Below are 16664 nucleotides of genomic sequence, written 5' to 3'. Positions count from 1 at the left end.
CCCCAAAAGCGGGAACGAACAGCCTGACGCACCATAGAGAAACGGCGGTGCGGCACGCCCATATAAGCCGAATTATAAGGGGTTTTGGTAGTGAAAAGATGTTGAATTTCAAGGCAAAAGGTTCGCCTATGAAAAACTTGGTTAGCGTGTAAAAATTTTATAATTTTGCCAACCGAATTTCTAATGTAAAGTAAAGAACAAGATGGATATCAAAAGAGTAGCAATAGACGCAGTAAACGAGAAAATTGTAATGACCGTTGTACACATGGATTACAAAGGTCAAGTAGCAAAAAGAATCAACGAAAAAATGCCTTTGGCTACTGTAAAAGGGTTTAGAAAAGGGCAAGTTCCTAAAGATCTTGTTGAAAAACAATACGGAAAAAAAATCAAACAAGAAGAAGTACAAAAAGTAGTTGACTTGGCGCTAGAGCGTTTTGTGCAGTCTGAAAGATTGAACCTTCTTGGAACTCCACTACCAATCGCTAACGAAAACTTTGATTGGGATGCTGAAGAATTAACTTTTGAGTACGAAATTGGTTTAGTGCCAAATTTCACTTTAGACTTAGAGGCTAAAAACGAAATCGTAAAATATGTGGTTACTGCTGACGATAAATTAATTGATGGTCAAGTAGCTAGAATTCAAAAACAATTTGGTACTGCTATTCCTCAAGAGGTTGTAGCGGCTAACAGCGATGTTACAGGTACTTTTGTAAATGAAGAAAAAGGAATCAATAACAGTACTACAATTGCAGCAGATCTTTTTAAAGATGCAGCTACATTTGAACTGTTTATTGGTAAAAAAGTAGGTGATGTAGTAACTGTAAACACAAGCGGTTTATTTGAAGACGATCACCAATTGATGGATGTAATGAAAGTGGCTCATGACGATGTTCACGGTTTAGCAGTTGATGTTCAATTCACTATTGAGGCGATCAACACGGCTGAATTGGCTGAATTAAACCAAGAGCTTTTTGATAAATTATTTGGTGCAGGTGTAATTTCTACTCTTGAGGAGTTGAAAACTAAAATCAAAGAAGATGCTGAAAGCCAATTCGCGCAGCAAGCAGATCAAAAATTATTAGGCGATGTTACAGAGTGGTTAATCGAAAATACAAAATTCGATTTGCCAGCTGAATTCCTAAAAAGATGGTTGCAAACTGTAGGTGAGAAAAAATTAACTCCAGAAGAAGCTGAAGTTGAATATGCACGTTCTGAAAAAGGATTGCGTTTTCAATTGATCGAAGGTAGAGCTATGGCACAATCTGACATCAAAATTACTTTTGAAGACTTGAAAGATTTCACTACAAGAAACATTCGTTTGCAAATGGCTCAGTTCGGACAAACAAATCCAACTGACGAAGAAGTGCAAGGTATTGTAGCTCGTGTTTTATCAAACCAAGACGAAGTAAAAAGACTTTCAGACCAAGTTGTTGCTGAAAAATTATTAGAATTATTCAAAGAAAAAGCAAACCCAACTACTAAAGAGGTTACTTACGAAGAGTTTATTGCTGCTTCATACGGAGAATAAATTCTTGCCGTAAAGGCAAATGTTATAAAGTCAAAAGTTGAAAAATCGGAAAACAATTTCGTTTTTTGTTTCAAATTTTAAGATTTTATTACAAATGCAAAACGATAAAAAATAGTTATATTTGAGCGTCAGAAAATTTTTTTTGGCGCTCTTTTGTTTGAAATGAATAGCTCATTTTTACAGGAGCCAATCCGGCTTTACGTTCTAAGTTTTTTCTTCCGTTTCTGTTTTTTTAAATTCCTGCAAGAGCTTCCTTTGGTCGCTTTGCATGAATAAAAAGAACTAAAAAACGGAATTCAAAAAGCTTTCCACTTCAATCTGGGCTAAAAACAAGACATATTGGCACCAATTCGAAAGAGGTACAACCTTTGCGTTGTTAATAATTCAAACATTAGACTTACAAACTTTTAAACCTATACAAATGAATTACGGTAAAGAATTTAAAAAATTTGCTACAAAGCACCAAGGGGTAAATGCTATGTATTACGATAAAATCGTTGCTGCAATGAACCCAACTAATATGACACCTTATATTATTGAAGAGCGTCAATTAAACATTTCGCAATTAGATGTTTTCTCTAGATTGATGATGGACAGAATTATCTTTTTAGGAACTGGAATTGACGATCAAATTGCAAATATTGTTCAAGCACAATTGTTGTTCTTAGAAAGCGCCGATGCTTCAAAAGACATTCAAATTTACTTGAATTCTCCTGGAGGTAGCGTTTATGCTGGTTTAGGAATTTATGATACTATGCAGTACATTAAGCCTGATGTAGCTACAATTTGTACAGGTATGGCAGCATCTATGGGAGCAGTATTATTATGCGCTGGTGCCGAAGGAAAACGTTCAGCATTGCCACATTCTCGTGTTATGATTCACCAACCATCAGGTGGAGCACAAGGAGTTGCTACTGATATGGAAATCAATTTAAGAGAAATGTTAAAACTAAAAGAAGAGTTATACAACATTATCTCGCACCATTCTGGACAATCATTCGAAAAAGTACACGCTGATAGCGAGCGCGATTATTGGATGAAAGCAGATGAAGCAAAAGAATACGGAATGATCGACGAAGTGTTGAGAAGAGGATAAAAAAATGGTTTCAGGTTTCAAGTTTAAAGTTATTGTGAGAACTTTAAACTTGGAACTTTAAACTTGAAACAAAAAATATGGCGAAAGAAAAATTAGAATGTTCGTTTTGTGGAAGAAAAAAGCCAGAAACTAAATTATTAATTGCAGGTATCGAAGCGCATATTTGCGACAAATGTATTGAGCAAGCGCATGGTATTGTTCTTGAGGAATTAAGAACTTCAAGTAGCAGCGCGCTAGCAAGCGATTTGGTTTTGCAAAAGCCGAAAGAAATAAGAGCGTTCTTAGATCAATATGTAATTGGTCAAGATCAAACCAAAAAAGTAATGTCGGTGGCCGTTTACAACCACTACAAACGATTGATGCAACAGCAGCAAGACGATGAGGTTGAAATTGAAAAAAGCAACATCATTATGGTAGGGCAAACTGGAACCGGAAAAACATTGGTGGCCAAAACCATCGCAAAAATGTTAGATGTTCCTTTGGCTATTGTAGATGCTACTGTGCTAACCGAAGCAGGATATGTAGGTGAAGATGTAGAGAGTATTTTAACGCGTTTGCTACAAGCTGCTGATTATGATGTGGCGAAAGCGGAACGTGGTATTGTATTTATTGACGAAATAGATAAAATTGCACGTAAAAGTGACAACCCATCTATTACACGTGATGTATCTGGCGAAGGAGTACAGCAAGCGTTACTGAAATTATTAGAAGGAACGGTTGTGAATGTGCCACCAAAGGGCGGACGCAAGCACCCGGATCAAAAATTTGTTGAGGTAAACACACAAAATATCTTGTTTATTGCAGGAGGTGCTTTTGATGGTATCGAAAGAATTATTTCGAAACGATTGAACCGTCAGGCTGTAGGATATTCTACTTCAAAAACAGCAGATGCTATTGATAAAGACAATTTATTGCAATACATAATCCCAAAAGACATTAAAGATTTTGGATTAATTCCAGAAATCATTGGTCGTTTGCCGGTACTTACACACATGGATCCTTTGGATAGAGCAACGTTACGTTCAATTTTGACAGAACCTAAAAATGCCTTGATCAAGCAATATGAAAAGTTGTTTTTAATGGATGATGTAACTTTTACCATTACCAACGAAGCCTTAGATTTTATTGTTGATAAGGCCCTAGAATACAAATTAGGTGCTCGTGGTTTGCGTTCGTTATGCGAAGCGATTCTAACGGATGCTATGTATGAATTACCAAGTTCAGATGATAAAGTACTCGAGATCAATCAAGAATACGCAGAGGAAGCTTTGAGTAAAAATTTGCTGAAACGTTTAGAGATTGCTTCTTAACAAATCAATTTCTCAGTAACATATAAAAACCTGTTCATTCATTTGAGCAGGTTTTTTTTTATTGATTTTAAAAATGAGAACTGATTTTAATTATTTTGTATTTTTATAATTAATAAAAGCAACTTCAAATGATAACAGTACAAAACACTATAAACGCTTCAATAGAACAAGTATGGGAAAAATGGACAACACCACAACACATCATGAAATGGAACAATGCCTCTGATGATTGGTATACTCCTTTTGCAGAAAATGACTTGAAAGTGGGCGGGAAATTCAAATACACAATGGCTTCTAAAGACGATACCATGCGCTTTGATTTTGAAGGAGTCTATACTACTGTTTTAGATTTTTCGGTAATAGAATACGAATTAGGCGATGGTAGAAAAGTAAAAATTACTTTTGAGCAAAATGAAGCAGGTACCAAAGTGACTGAACGTTTTGATCCCGAAAGAGAGAATTCTGAAGAATTACAAGAACAAGGCTGGCAGGCTATTTTAGATAATTTTAAAAAGTATGTTGAAGAGGCAAATCTTTAATTTTTTTACAATGCATTACCTTGAAATTGATCATCTCCAACGGTAGAAAAACTTAGATTACATTTTTTGATTTACGCTATAAATTGCGATTTTCGTAAAAACAGCAAGCTGTTCATTCGTTTGAACAGGTTTTTTTGTACTTAAATTATCGGATTTGTTTTTGTGTGCAAAAAGGAATTTTATTTTTTTTTATCCCCTTTCAATTGTCGATTTTTGTTTGGTATTTTAAAGCCAATCGCATGCAAGTAGCAGATAAAGAAGTCATTTTATTAAAAGTTTCAGGTCAAGACAAACCTGGAGTTACCGCTGGTTTAACTTCTATTTTAGCAAATTATGACGCTATTATTCTAGATATTGGTCAAGCCGATATTCATGATACACTTTCACTTGGAATTCTGTTCGAAATCAAAGCAGGCTCTACATCGGGACCTGTTTTAAAAGATTTGTTGTTTAAAGCGTATGAATTGGGTGTAAAGGTGAAGTTCATTCCCATTTCTATCGAAGATTATGAAATTTGGGTCAAAGGACAACGCAAGCAACGCTACACAATTAATGTTTTGGGCGAAAGCCTGACTGCGGTACAAATCGCTGCTGTGACTCGTATTTTATCCAATCAAAACTTGAATATTGATGCTATTAAACGCCTTACGGGCAGAGTATCTATTATTGAAAAAGAAGAATTTCCTCGTGCTTGCATTCAGCTTTCGGTAACAGGAACTATCGTCGACAAGTCGTTTATGACGGCTAGTTTTATGGAAATTTCTCGAACTTTAGATGTAGATATTTCGTTTCAAGAAGACAATATGTACCGACGAAACCGCCGTTTGGTTTGTTTTGATATGGATTCGACGCTCATACAAACAGAAGTAATTGATGAATTAGCAGAGCTTGCTGGAGTAGGCGAGCAAGTGCGTGCCATAACCGAGTCAGCTATGAATGGCGAAATTGATTTTAGCGAAAGCTTCAAACAACGTATGGCTTTGCTTGAAGGTTTGAGTGAAGCCGTGTTACAAAGCGTTGCCGAAAATTTACCCATTACCAAAGGTGCGCATCGCTTAATGAAAGCCTTGAAATATTACGGATACAAAACGGCTATTCTATCAGGAGGTTTTACCTTTTTTGGGAAGTATTTACAGAAAGAATTGGGTATTGATTACGTACACGCTAATGAGCTGGAAATCATCGACGGAAAATTAACGGGTAATTATTTGGGCGAAATTGTTGATGGTAAAAAGAAAGCCGAATACCTGCAAGCTATTGCAGACAAAGAAGGCATTCACATCAATCAGACTATTGCAGTGGGCGATGGTGCTAATGATTTACCCATGTTGAATTTAGCAGGTTTAGGCATCGCTTTTCATGCCAAACCAACCGTTAAGGAAAAAGCCGAAAGTTCTATTTCTAGCTTAGGTTTAGATGGTGTTTTGTATTTGTTAGGTTACCATGATCGACATATTGATATGATGGAGTAGGTGTGCAATTTTTTTAGGAAAATAATCTTTTTACAAGTTTTTGAGCTGCTCCAAGTAATCCCTTTGATTCGATAATCTTGGTATTTTGTGTTGCCCACCAAGCTTGCTATTGTCTTTGAGCCAATCATAAAACAAATTTTTACGGGCTACATTGATTACCAATGGATTTAAAGTCATGTTGTTGTAGCGTTTGGCCTCGTAGTCAGAGTTGAGTGCTTGTATAGATTCGTCTAAAATTTTCTGAAATTGAGCCAAATCAGCAGGTGGGTTTTTAAACTCAATCATCCACTCGTGAGCGCCTTTTTCTTTGCCTTCCATAAAAATGGGTGCCACGGTGTAATCCACCACTTCGGTGTGGGTAATTTTACAGGCTTGTGCAATGGCTTGATCCGTGTTTTCAACCATTAATTCTTCGCCAAAAACGTTGATATGATGTTTCGTTCTGCCTGTAACTCGAATTCTATAAGGATTTAAAGAGGTAAAACGCACCGTGTCACCTATCATATAGCGCCACAAACCTGAGTTGGTAGTAATCACGATGGCGTAGTTTTTAAACAATTCTACATCTGCCAGTCGAATAATTTTTTGATTCGGCGTACCAAAAGTATCCATCGGAATGAACTCATAAAAAATCCCGTAGTCCAACATCAACAACAAATCACTAGAATAATTCAAGTCTTGAATGGCAAAAAAACCTTCAGAGGCATTGTATATTTCGTAGTATTTAAAATCCTTTTTAGGAAGTATTTTTTGATACTGCTCGCGGTACGGTTCAAAATTAACACCGCCATGAAAATAGACTTCTAAGTTAGGCCAAAGCTCCAGTAAATTGCCTTTACCGGTTTCTTCGAGCATTTTATTCATTAATACCAGCATCCAGGAAGGAACGCCAGCAAAACTGGTCACATTTTCGTTTTTAGTTTCGTTAATAATAGCTGCAATTTTGGTTTCCCACTCGCTCATTAACGATGTTTTGTTACTTGGCGTGCTGCTAAACTCCGCCCAAATAGGCATGTTTTCTATCAAAATAGCCGACAAATCACCAAAAAAAGTATTTTTGTCCTCGTAAATTTGAGAACTTCCACCTAAGCGTAAACTCTTGCCTATAAACAACTCCGAATCCTCGTTATTGTTCAAATACAAACACAGCAAATCTTTACTGCCTTTGTAATGACAATCTTCTAAGGCTTCGTTGCTTACGGGTATAAATTTACTCTTGGCATTGGTAGTACCGCTCGATTTGGCAAACCATTTTATGGGAGTTTCCCAAAAAACATTTTGTTCTCCTTGTCGCGTTCGTTCAATAAGGGGTTGCAATTCTTCGTAGGTAGAAATAGGTATGCGTGATGTAAAAGTAGCATACGATTTTATAGATGCAAAATCGTAATCCTTGCCCAAAACCGTATTTTTCGAGGCTTGTATCAAGTTCATAAGCAATTCCTCCTGAACCTCGTTCGGGTACTTTAGGAACAATTCTATCTGATGAATTCTTTGCTTTAAAACCCAAGAGGCAAACGAATTAATAATGGTTAATGGCATTTTTTTTATTTACGATTTCTAAAAGTCATACGCAGTTTTATAGTTTCCCATTTGAATATCGATACACAAATACTAACTTTACAACTTTACCAAAAATAACAAAATTTGTTTAACCTAAAAATTTAAACAACAAACTTTACGAATAATGACATACGAAGGTGTACTAGCCAAAATGCAAACCGAAATGGGTGCTCCCATTCAATACTATATCGTTTTTGAAAATAGTTTTTTAAACGTCAATCAGTTTTTAAATAAAAATTTTTCGATACAATTTGTAGGCTACCAATGTCTCAATTGCAACAAAAAGAAAAAGATTTTTCGTCAAGGTTTTTGTTACGACTGCTTTTATTCGAGTCCGGCTGTGGGCGATTGGATCATGAAACCCGAACTCAGCACCGCGCATCTTGGTATCGCTGATCGTGATTTGGCCTACGAGCAAAAAGTACAATTGCAGCCGCACATTGTCTACTTGGCTTTGTCGAGTGAAGTCAAAGTAGGAGTTACACGCAAAACACAAGTCCCAACCCGATGGATTGATCAAGGTGCCAACCAAGCCATTTCAATCGTTGAGGTTCCCAATCGCTATCTTGCCGGAATCACCGAGGTCGCTTTAAAGAAACATTATGCAGACAAAACCAATTGGCGCAAAATGTTAACCAACACGATTGAACCAGTCGATTTGGTGGCAGAACGCTTGAAATTGGAACACTTAATTCCAACCGAAGTTCAGGAATATTTTTACAATCAAAACAACGATTTGTACGAAATGAATTACCCTGTTTTGCAGTATCCCGCGAAGGTAAATAGCTTGAATCTTGATAAAACACCGCAGTTCGAAGGCAAATTAACAGGCGTAAAAGGGCAATATTTACTTTTTGATGATGGAACCGTTTTTAATGTTCGCGGCTCCGAAGGCTATATGGTTTCCATCACCGTGTAAAACAGTTGGGCGTAGCCTTTTTTAAAATAGAAAAAATTTTAAAAAAGGTCAGGCTGTTCGCTGTATCTTTTATTCCGCTGCGCTGCATAAAAGGATGCCGCTTCCATCCTTTACGCAACACAACATACAATACGCGTTTTAGTTTTCAATGACAAAACAGCACTATATTTCATAAAAAAAGAGGAATTTCAAACCTATTGAAATTCCTCTTTTTTATTGTACTTCTACCTAGTTTACTTTTGTGGTATCAGCTGGTTTCTTTTTCTTTTTAAACAGACCATTCAATAAATCAGCAGCTTTGGCTTTTACTTCTTCTTTGGTAGCTGGTTTGGCAGGTGCAGCTGTTTTTGTAGTGTCACCTGGTTTTTTGTTTTTATTGATATAATTCGTTATCGCTGAGGTTCCTTTTTTTACCAAACGGTCTTTTTGTTGTTTCACCAACTGATTTGTCAATTGTGTCAGCGCCGTTTTGATATCGGTTGTTATTTTCGGATTGGTAAAATTACCGCCCAAAACCGCATTGATAGGCACGTTTTCTATTTTAGCAGCTTCGGCAGGAGTTAATTTCGCTAGTAAGGCATTCGCTTCGGCACCCAAATATTTAGCCGGAACATCAAATTTCAGGTTGTAACTCATACTTTGATCAAAACCGTGTGTTCCGCCAATTGTAGCTTTAATGTCTTTGTATTTAATGTCAAATGGTTTGATATTTACTTTACCATCTTTGAACGTGATTGCTGCTTTAATGTCATTCAAATTAATTTTTTTTACATCTATAAACTTAATATTCGACCCAATAGCTTTCAACAAAGTCGAGTTTTTTTCATTGACAGTAGTTGATAACAGTTGGCCCAATAAATCACCGGTCAAAGTTTTTAAGTCAGGCGTAAATTCGGTGGCATCTAAATTACCGTTCAGTTTAATATTCGAATTCAAACGGCCGTTAATAATTCCCGCAATTGGAGCAATTTTCTTCAGCATGTCTAATTGTGTAAATGACTGTGCAATATCAACTTGGTTTAACTTTAAATCCATATTAAATACAGGCACTTTGCCTTTTGTTGAAACCGCTCCGTTCACTCCAATCGACCCACCAAAAATAGAGGTCTTCACATTTTCTAGAGTTACCTTTTGGTCTCTCACAATTAATTTCCCGGCTACGTTTTTTAGTTTTAGGTTGTCATACAATACCGTATTGGCTTTTGCGCTAAGCGTACAATTTAAAAAAGCAGGGATTTTCATAGCCTCGGCTTTTTTTCCAGCGGTGCTTTCTTTTGCCGGTTCTTCAGTCGTCATAAAATCGTCAACCGCCAATTGATTTGACGACATGAAAAAGTTCCCTTTCAACTCCTGATTTCTAAAAATAAAACCATAAAAGTTTTCCAGAATTCCACTTACGCTAATATCACTTCTTCCAGTTGTGGCATTTAATTGTTTCAAATTAACTTGGCTTGGGTTAAACTGTACTACCGCCGTACTAATGTTCATGGTTTTACCATTTTCATCAGCATATTTGAATCCAGATAGGCTCATACTACCCGCATTGTTGATCTTTTCATATTCACTTTTTTCAACACTTTGCATATCAAATTTTGTGGTAACATCAGCTTTTAAAATCCCAGATAAAGGTTTGTCAAGCTTGATAGGGTAGGCTTTTGATAGGTTTGCTAAATTGATAGTTCCTTTTAATGCGGCATCAACTATTGCGTTTTGGGTGATGTTTTTGATGTTTGCTTTGGCATTAAATACATCTTGATCAATTTGAAACGAGAGTTTATCTAAGTTTACATAAGTGTCATTAAGAATTCCGGTTTCATTGATAATTTTAGTGTCAATAACGATTTTTTCAACCGTTTTAGGCAAGTTCGGGTATTTAAAAGAAGCATTGTGGGAGGCAATGGCAATATTGAATTTGGGTACGCTGGTATCAGAGTACAATCCTTTTGCAAAACCAACAATGGTAAAATCACCTGTAGTTTGAACATTATCTAAACTAGCTGCATAGGCGGCTGGTATCACGCCCAAAAAGTTTTTAAATGACGAGGTTGGCGTTTTAAATTTCAAGTCATATTCTTGTCCTGCATCAGCAATTTGTATAAATCCATCAAATTCTAACGGGAGTTGATTAATTAAGGCCTTGTTTTCTTTAAAGCTGTATTTGCTGTTTTTTAAATCGATTCCTAAAACGGCATCAAGTGTTAATGCTACTTGATTCATGTAATTGACTTTATCCATATTCAAGCTCACTTTAGCTGTGGTCTTGGTTGTTAAGTCTAATTTTTCAGCGGCAAAATCACCTGAACCTTCGTGATTCAAGCTGTCAATAACCATTTTAATTTTTGAACTTTCGTCAAAATAGCGAAACTGAAAATTTTCAATTTTGTATTCTTGAATTTTTAAAGCCAGCGGACTACTGGTTGAAGCTTCTTCTTTTTTGGCGTCTTTAAGTGCAATATCAAAGTTTCCAATGCCATCTTTGTTGAAAATAATGTTGATCAACCCATCTTTTGAACTCACTCCATCAATAGCAATCGCTTCTTTTTTGTCTTTAAAAAGTTCTTTAATTGACATTTTAAGGTTGACTTCGCCTAGTGAAACCAAAGTGTCTCCTGCGAAAGGCGCTTTATTGATGATAACTAGTTTTTCTAGCGTTACATTAGCATTCGGAAAGTTTTTAAATAAACTTAAATCGGCATCGGAAAAGGATACCGTGGCGTCAACTTTTGCATTAATGGCATCGGTAATTTTTGCTTTTATTTGATCTTTAAATAAAAAGGGTGCTGCAAATAATGTTGCTACTAGCAACAAAAGGACTATACCTACTATTTTTAAAATTTTCTTTCCCATGTGATGATGCTTGTTTTATATTGCTAATCAACTACTTTATTGTACAAAAATACTTGATTTAGGCTTTCTATATTTCTAATGTTTTCATAAAAGCTTATATGATTTAAAGAAAAACCCGCTAAAGTAATGACAATAGCGGGTTTAAAAGTATTTTCAATTTTTTTTATTTATTTCATTTTGATTGCAAAAGGCAGCATGGCTTGCACGCCTTGTCTGGCTTGAAGTTTTTTAATTTCGTTCAACATGCGATAGTTTTCTTCTCCTATTTCCTCTTTAATAAAACGCTCTTTTGATTGTGCAAAAGGGAAACCTGCTAGTAAATCATCGAAGTTTTTGTCGTATTCAGGGTAATTTTGAGTTCGGTACTCTTTTACTTTTGCTAACGAAGCCGCTTTTGCAATAGCATCATCCAAACCACCAATTTTGTCTACAAGACCAATTTTTAGTGCTTCAGCTCCAGTCCAAACGCGTCCTTGTGCAATGCTGTCTACTTGCGCGAACGACATTTTTCTGCCCTGAGCTACTCGAGTTACAAAAGTTTTGTAAATGTGCTCCACACCTTCAAGCGTTACTGCTTTGAAATTTTCATCCAATGGTACAAACGGACTATAATCAGCAGCGTTAGAATGGGTTTTTACTTGTTCTGTATGAATGCCAATTTTGGTAGCTAGAGTTGTAAAGTTAGGTAACACACCAAATACACCAATTGATCCTGTGATGGTACTTTCTTCAGCAAAAATAGTGTTTGCATTACAAGCAATGTAATATCCGCCTGATGCTGCATAATTACCCATAGATACTACAATTGGTTTTACTTTTTTAGTCAACTCAATTTCTCTCCAAATCAAATCAGAAGTTAAGGCGCTTCCACCCGGACTGTCAATACGCAAAACAATCGCTTTTACGTCTTTATTAGTTCTAGCTTCTTGCAAAGATCGGCGCATAGAACCTTCTCCAATTACAGTTACATCTCCTTCGCCGCCCATAATTTCGCCTTGCGCATAAATGATGGCAATTTCGTTAGTAGCGCTGTTTACACTTGCAGTTGTTGCTGTTTTTTGAGCATAATCAAGTATTGAAACACTGTTGTAATCCTCGTCTTTATCGACTTTTAATGCTTTTTTAATGGCATCATGGTATACATCTTCGTAAGCAATTACGTCAATAAGTTTTTGAGCCTTTGCCATTTCAGGCGTACGGCCTAAGAGACCAGTAGCAATTTCATTCAATTTTGTTACACTAAGATTTCTGCTTTTTGCGATGTCTTTTATCATTGAGTTCCAAACAGAGGTCAATAATGCAGTAGTTTGCTCTCTATTAGCCTCGCTCATTTGGTTTTCTAAGAAAGGTTCAACGGCACTTTTGTATTTTCCATGACGAATAACCTCCATTTTCAAACCTGATTTTTCTTGAAAATCTTTAAAAAACATAACTTCTGACGACAATCCCTTAAAATCCATTTCGCCTACTGGATTCAAATAAACAGTATTAGCAACCGAGTTCAAGTAATATTCTTTTTGTGAATAGGTATTGCCGTAGGCCATTACAAATTTACCTGATTGTTTGAAGCTTTCTAAGGCATCTCGTAAGGCTTTGGTCTGAGCCATTCCTAAATACGAATTGTTGTTTAAAATAGAAATACCCTTGATATCATCATCCGTTTTTGCAGCTTCGATAGAATTTATAATGTCAATAACACCTATTTTTTCATTTTCTGAAAAAGCAGTAACCCATGGATCATTGTATTTACCAGCATAATCATTTTGAACGTTTTCCAGATTCAATTCAATAACTGAATTATTATCTACCACAACGCCATCAGATTCACCACCAAAAATGGTTCCTATCAAAACGATTCCAAAAAAGAATAACATAAAAAAGACAAATATCCCAATGACAGTTGCCAGTACATTTCCTAAAAATCTCATATAATTTATTTTTTGTATCAGTCGCAAAATTCTTGAAATGTTACAGCACAGTTGTATAGGATTTCACAAATTAAGCAAATAAAAGTGGGCGCAAATATATTCCTAATTCTAAAATTCTTTTAGTTAATTTGCATCAATTATGAAATCACAGCATCAAGTTATTCTATCTATAGGCAGCAATCAAGGCGATCGTTTGGCTACGATTGAGCAGAGTCTTCAATTGATTCATCAACAAGTAGGCACTATTTTGCGTGTTTCTAATTTGTATCAAACGCCTGCGTGGGGTTTTGAGAGCGATGATTTTTATAATTGTGCTGTAGTGATTCATACCTACAGTAGTGCGCACAAAGTTTTGACTCAGGTTTTAAAAATTGAGAAACAATTAGGTAGGTCACGAAAGAGCACAACTGGATACGCTGCCCGAACAATTGATATCGATATTATTGCTTTTGATAATGATGTAATCCAGTCTGAAAAATTACAAGTTCCGCATCCTTTAATGCAAGATCGTAATTTTGTTTTGTTGCCTTTACAAGATTTAAATTTAGATTGGGAGCATCCTGTTTTGGGCAAGACGATAACCCAAATGGTATCGTTGTCAACAGATGTCAGTCCTTGTACTATTGTGCAAAATATGACACAACCTTTGCAAAGTATTCCGCTTGAACGCTACAATTATGTTGCTTTCGAAGGAAATATTGGAGCTGGTAAAACTACGTTGGCAACCAAAATTGCTGAAGATTTTAACGCGAAAACAGTTTTGGAGCGTTTTGCTGATAATCCATTTTTACCAAAATTTTATAAAGATCAAAATCGATACGCGTTTCCGCTAGAGATGTCATTCCTTGCTGATAGGTACCAACAATTATCCGATGACTTGGCGCAATTCGATTTGTTTAAAGATTTTTTAGTAGCCGATTATCATATTTTTAAATCCTTGATTTTTGCAAAAATCACTTTAGCAGAAGACGAATACCGCTTGTATCGCAATCTTTTTGATATCATTTACAAAGAAATGCCAAGGCCAGATTTGTATGTGTACTTATATCAAAATTCAGAACGTTTGTTGCAAAACATCAAAAAAAGAGGCCGTAGCTATGAGCAGAAAATTCCAGCTGATTATTTAGATAAAATCAACAGCGGTTATTTGGATTATATCAAGTCGCAAACCAATTTAAATGTACTAATTATCGATGTTTCTGATCGTGATTTTGTAAAAAATCAAGAAGACTATCTGTACATTTTGGAGGAAATCAAGAAAAAAATGCTCTCCCAAATTTTTTAACTCCTTTCTTGGCTCTTATCTTTTAAGTGAAAAGTGCCCTCTTTTTTCTGGTGATGTAGCGTCTAGCTTGAGAACAAACCAATAATCATCAGCCGGTAAAGGAATTTTATTAAAAGTGCCATCCCAAAATGTTTTGGATTGGTTGAGAACTACAATTAATTTTCCGTAACGATCAAAAATAGAGACTTTTGCTTGTGGATAATTGAAAAGACCTTTGATTTCCCAAATATCATTGTATGAATCGTTATTTGGGGTGAAGAATTTAGGAGCAAGAACCACTACGAAAGGTTTTGAATCAATTCCGCAACCATTTTTTTCTCGTATATAAGCAGTTTGTAAACCACTTGGAACATTAAAAAACACATTCGAATTTTGATAAGTACTACCATCTACAGAGTATTCGTAATAATTCTGTTCCGTTTCGGGATAAATTACAACTCTATTTTCGTTTACATCAATTCGATCTATTGTAGGCGCTAAATATTCTACTACATTAATTTTTTTAACGGCGCTGCATCCTTGGCTATTGGTTACTTTTACAGTATATGTGCCGCCCGAGGAAACTTGAATAGTTTGAGTTTGTGCACCGGTTGACCACTCATAACTGGAATTGGTGATGCCTGCATCAAGAGTTAGGTTATCGTTTTGGCACAGAATTAAATCTTGATCTGTAACTGATGGAGGTGTATTGATTTCTACAGTAACTGCTGTTCTAATGCCATCAGTACAGCTATTGTTAAAAGCTTGGGCATAATAAGTAGTATTTTGTGTTACGTTGGTAATTGTTACACTAGTTCCTGAAGCAATAATTTGAGTTGAAGTAGCGCTTTCGTACCAGTTGATGATTCCTGTGCTTGTAGTTGCTTGTAGAGTTACGCTGCCAGCGCCACAGCGCGTAACGGGTGAATTAGTACTTGTAATACTAGGAATTTGTTGTACGGTAGCAATTACAGCTATACGATTCGTTGGACAGCCTACTGAAACATAATAGGTTTTAGAATTTGTTAAAAACTCAGTAGTAAAGGAAGGACCACTAAAAAGTATATTCCCGCCAGTTGGTGTGTCGAACCAGTCTATTGTACTTGTAGTGGCGGTTGCTTGAAGGCTTAGGGTTCCAGAGCCACAACGGCTATCAGGTGTAGTGGTGGTGATTTTAGCAATAGTCATGGTGGTGCTTGTTGCAATTTCAAGTACGGGATCGCCTGGCATACCACCATATTCAACAATATATCCTTTGGGTTGATAATCTCCGCTAGTATCTCCGGTATTAGATAAATCATTCCATGAACCTGGAATTCCAACACCAGACGCTGTGATATGTGCAAAATCTTCGTTACCTGAATTGTTTGGTTCATCCCTGTTCCAGAACGCAAATTGATTAGCGGGTGCCGATCCATTGGCGAGTCCATTCCAAAATATAGTTCCGTTTTCAGGACCAGTTACCCACTTCCAAACACCTTCGGTTTCTGCATCACTTCCTCCAATCCATCCTGTTCCTTGGGCTTGCTCTCCAGATATTTGTGCCTCATCTGCAGCTGTTAATGTGGCCAAATAGCCTCGTAATCCAAAATAAGTGCTATTTTCTGCTGCTATTTTTGCATCCTGCCAAGGTATATTTATTGCTGAAATAAATCGGTAATAATGTCCATTTCGCGGTAAGTAGTTGGCTTGTCCTAAAGTTATAGAAAAAGTGCGGGTTGTTCCCGCTGGATTCAGGCTTGAGTTACTAAAGACAACATCCTTTACAGCGCGTACAAAATCTTGATACAATACTTTTGCACCACTTATTGGGCTTGACAGTTGTAGCTTACCTTCAGCGGAACTCCACGTAGCAATTATAGTGGGGTGCATAGCGATGTTAGTTAGTGTAAGTAGATCTTGTCCGTTAGCGTAATCGCCAGTGATTTGTATGTAAACTGCTTCTGTTCCTATGTCAGTTGCATCGGCGCCAGTAATGGTAATATCAGTAACTACATTTAAGGGACTTCCTGGGCAAAATATTTGATTCCCACTTGCTGCTATTCGAGGGGAGTTAACGATAAGAGTTGTTTTTGTATTTTTAGAAATTGAGTCACTTTCTTTTTTAAAAATGGAACCAGTAATCGCTGCGTTTGCTATCAGTGGAGTAAATACTAGGAAAGTTATTGCTATTTTTAAGAAAGTTTTTAATTTCATGTGAC

11 protein-coding genes are annotated in these 16664 nt (G+C 36.4%); 7 read left to right on the top strand and 4 right to left on the bottom strand.

Annotated features, from left to right (window positions below):
• Positions 1-202: 202 nt before the first annotated feature.
• From KBJ98_RS00615 to serB, 5 genes are all read left to right on the top strand, one after another.
• Complete coding sequence (locus KBJ98_RS00615) at positions 203-1528, top strand: trigger factor (protein WP_210787843.1); 1326 nt, start codon at positions 203-205, stop codon at positions 1526-1528.
• A 421-nt stretch (positions 1529-1949) separates the two neighbouring features.
• Entirely contained in the window at positions 1950-2624 is a 675-nt protein-coding gene (gene clpP / locus KBJ98_RS00610) for an ATP-dependent Clp endopeptidase proteolytic subunit ClpP (RefSeq protein ID WP_166133171.1), read from the top strand.
• A gap of 77 nt (positions 2625-2701) precedes the next feature.
• Positions 2702-3934, top strand: a complete 1233-nt coding sequence (gene clpX / locus KBJ98_RS00605) for an ATP-dependent Clp protease ATP-binding subunit ClpX (RefSeq protein WP_166133173.1) — start codon at positions 2702-2704, stop codon at positions 3932-3934.
• 128 nt (positions 3935-4062) lie between these two features.
• A complete protein-coding gene (locus KBJ98_RS00600) occupies positions 4063-4473 on the top strand; it encodes an SRPBCC domain-containing protein (RefSeq protein WP_210787842.1) in 411 nt (136 codons plus the stop codon).
• A 239-nt stretch (positions 4474-4712) separates the two neighbouring features.
• On the top strand, positions 4713-5945 hold the full coding sequence (gene serB / locus KBJ98_RS00595) for a phosphoserine phosphatase SerB (RefSeq protein WP_210787841.1): 1233 nt from the start codon (positions 4713-4715) through the stop codon (positions 5943-5945).
• Positions 5946-5975: 30 nt separating this feature from the next.
• Here serB and KBJ98_RS00590 read toward each other — a convergent pair whose 3' ends face one another.
• Positions 5976-7484, bottom strand: coding sequence for a GH3 auxin-responsive promoter family protein (locus KBJ98_RS00590; RefSeq protein ID WP_210787840.1), 1509 nt, complete (start codon positions 7482-7484; stop codon positions 5976-5978).
• Positions 7485-7629: 145 nt separating this feature from the next.
• On the opposite strand from KBJ98_RS00590, the gene KBJ98_RS00585 reads away from it, so the two are divergent.
• The gene (locus KBJ98_RS00585) at positions 7630-8424 is read left to right on the top strand and encodes a DUF2797 domain-containing protein (RefSeq protein WP_210787839.1); all 795 of its coding nucleotides are present in this window, start codon (positions 7630-7632) and stop codon (positions 8422-8424) included.
• 228 nt (positions 8425-8652) lie between these two features.
• Here KBJ98_RS00585 and KBJ98_RS00580 read toward each other — a convergent pair whose 3' ends face one another.
• Positions 8653-11271 carry an AsmA-like C-terminal region-containing protein gene (locus tag KBJ98_RS00580; protein ID WP_210787838.1) on the bottom strand — a complete coding sequence of 873 codons (2619 nt, stop codon included), beginning with the start codon at positions 11269-11271 and terminating at the stop codon, positions 8653-8655.
• 167 nt (positions 11272-11438) lie between these two features.
• Entirely contained in the window at positions 11439-13199 is a 1761-nt protein-coding gene (gene sppA / locus KBJ98_RS00575) for a signal peptide peptidase SppA (RefSeq protein WP_210787837.1), read from the bottom strand.
• Positions 13200-13338: 139 nt separating this feature from the next.
• Between sppA and folK the strand changes: the two genes are divergently transcribed.
• Positions 13339-14484, top strand: coding sequence for a 2-amino-4-hydroxy-6-hydroxymethyldihydropteridine diphosphokinase (gene folK, locus KBJ98_RS00570; protein ID WP_210787836.1), 1146 nt, complete (start codon positions 13339-13341; stop codon positions 14482-14484).
• Positions 14485-14499: 15 nt separating this feature from the next.
• Here the strand turns inward: folK and KBJ98_RS00565 are convergent, their stop codons facing one another.
• Positions 14500-16659, bottom strand: a complete 2160-nt coding sequence (locus KBJ98_RS00565; RefSeq protein ID WP_210787835.1) for a T9SS type B sorting domain-containing protein — start codon at positions 16657-16659, stop codon at positions 14500-14502.
• Positions 16660-16664: the final 5 nt, after the last annotated feature.

Origin of the sequence: Flavobacterium erciyesense, assembly GCF_018069925.1 — a bacterium.
Lineage (GTDB): Bacteria > Bacteroidota > Bacteroidia > Flavobacteriales > Flavobacteriaceae > Flavobacterium > Flavobacterium erciyesense.
This window is presented reverse-complemented; position numbering and strand designations above follow the sequence as displayed.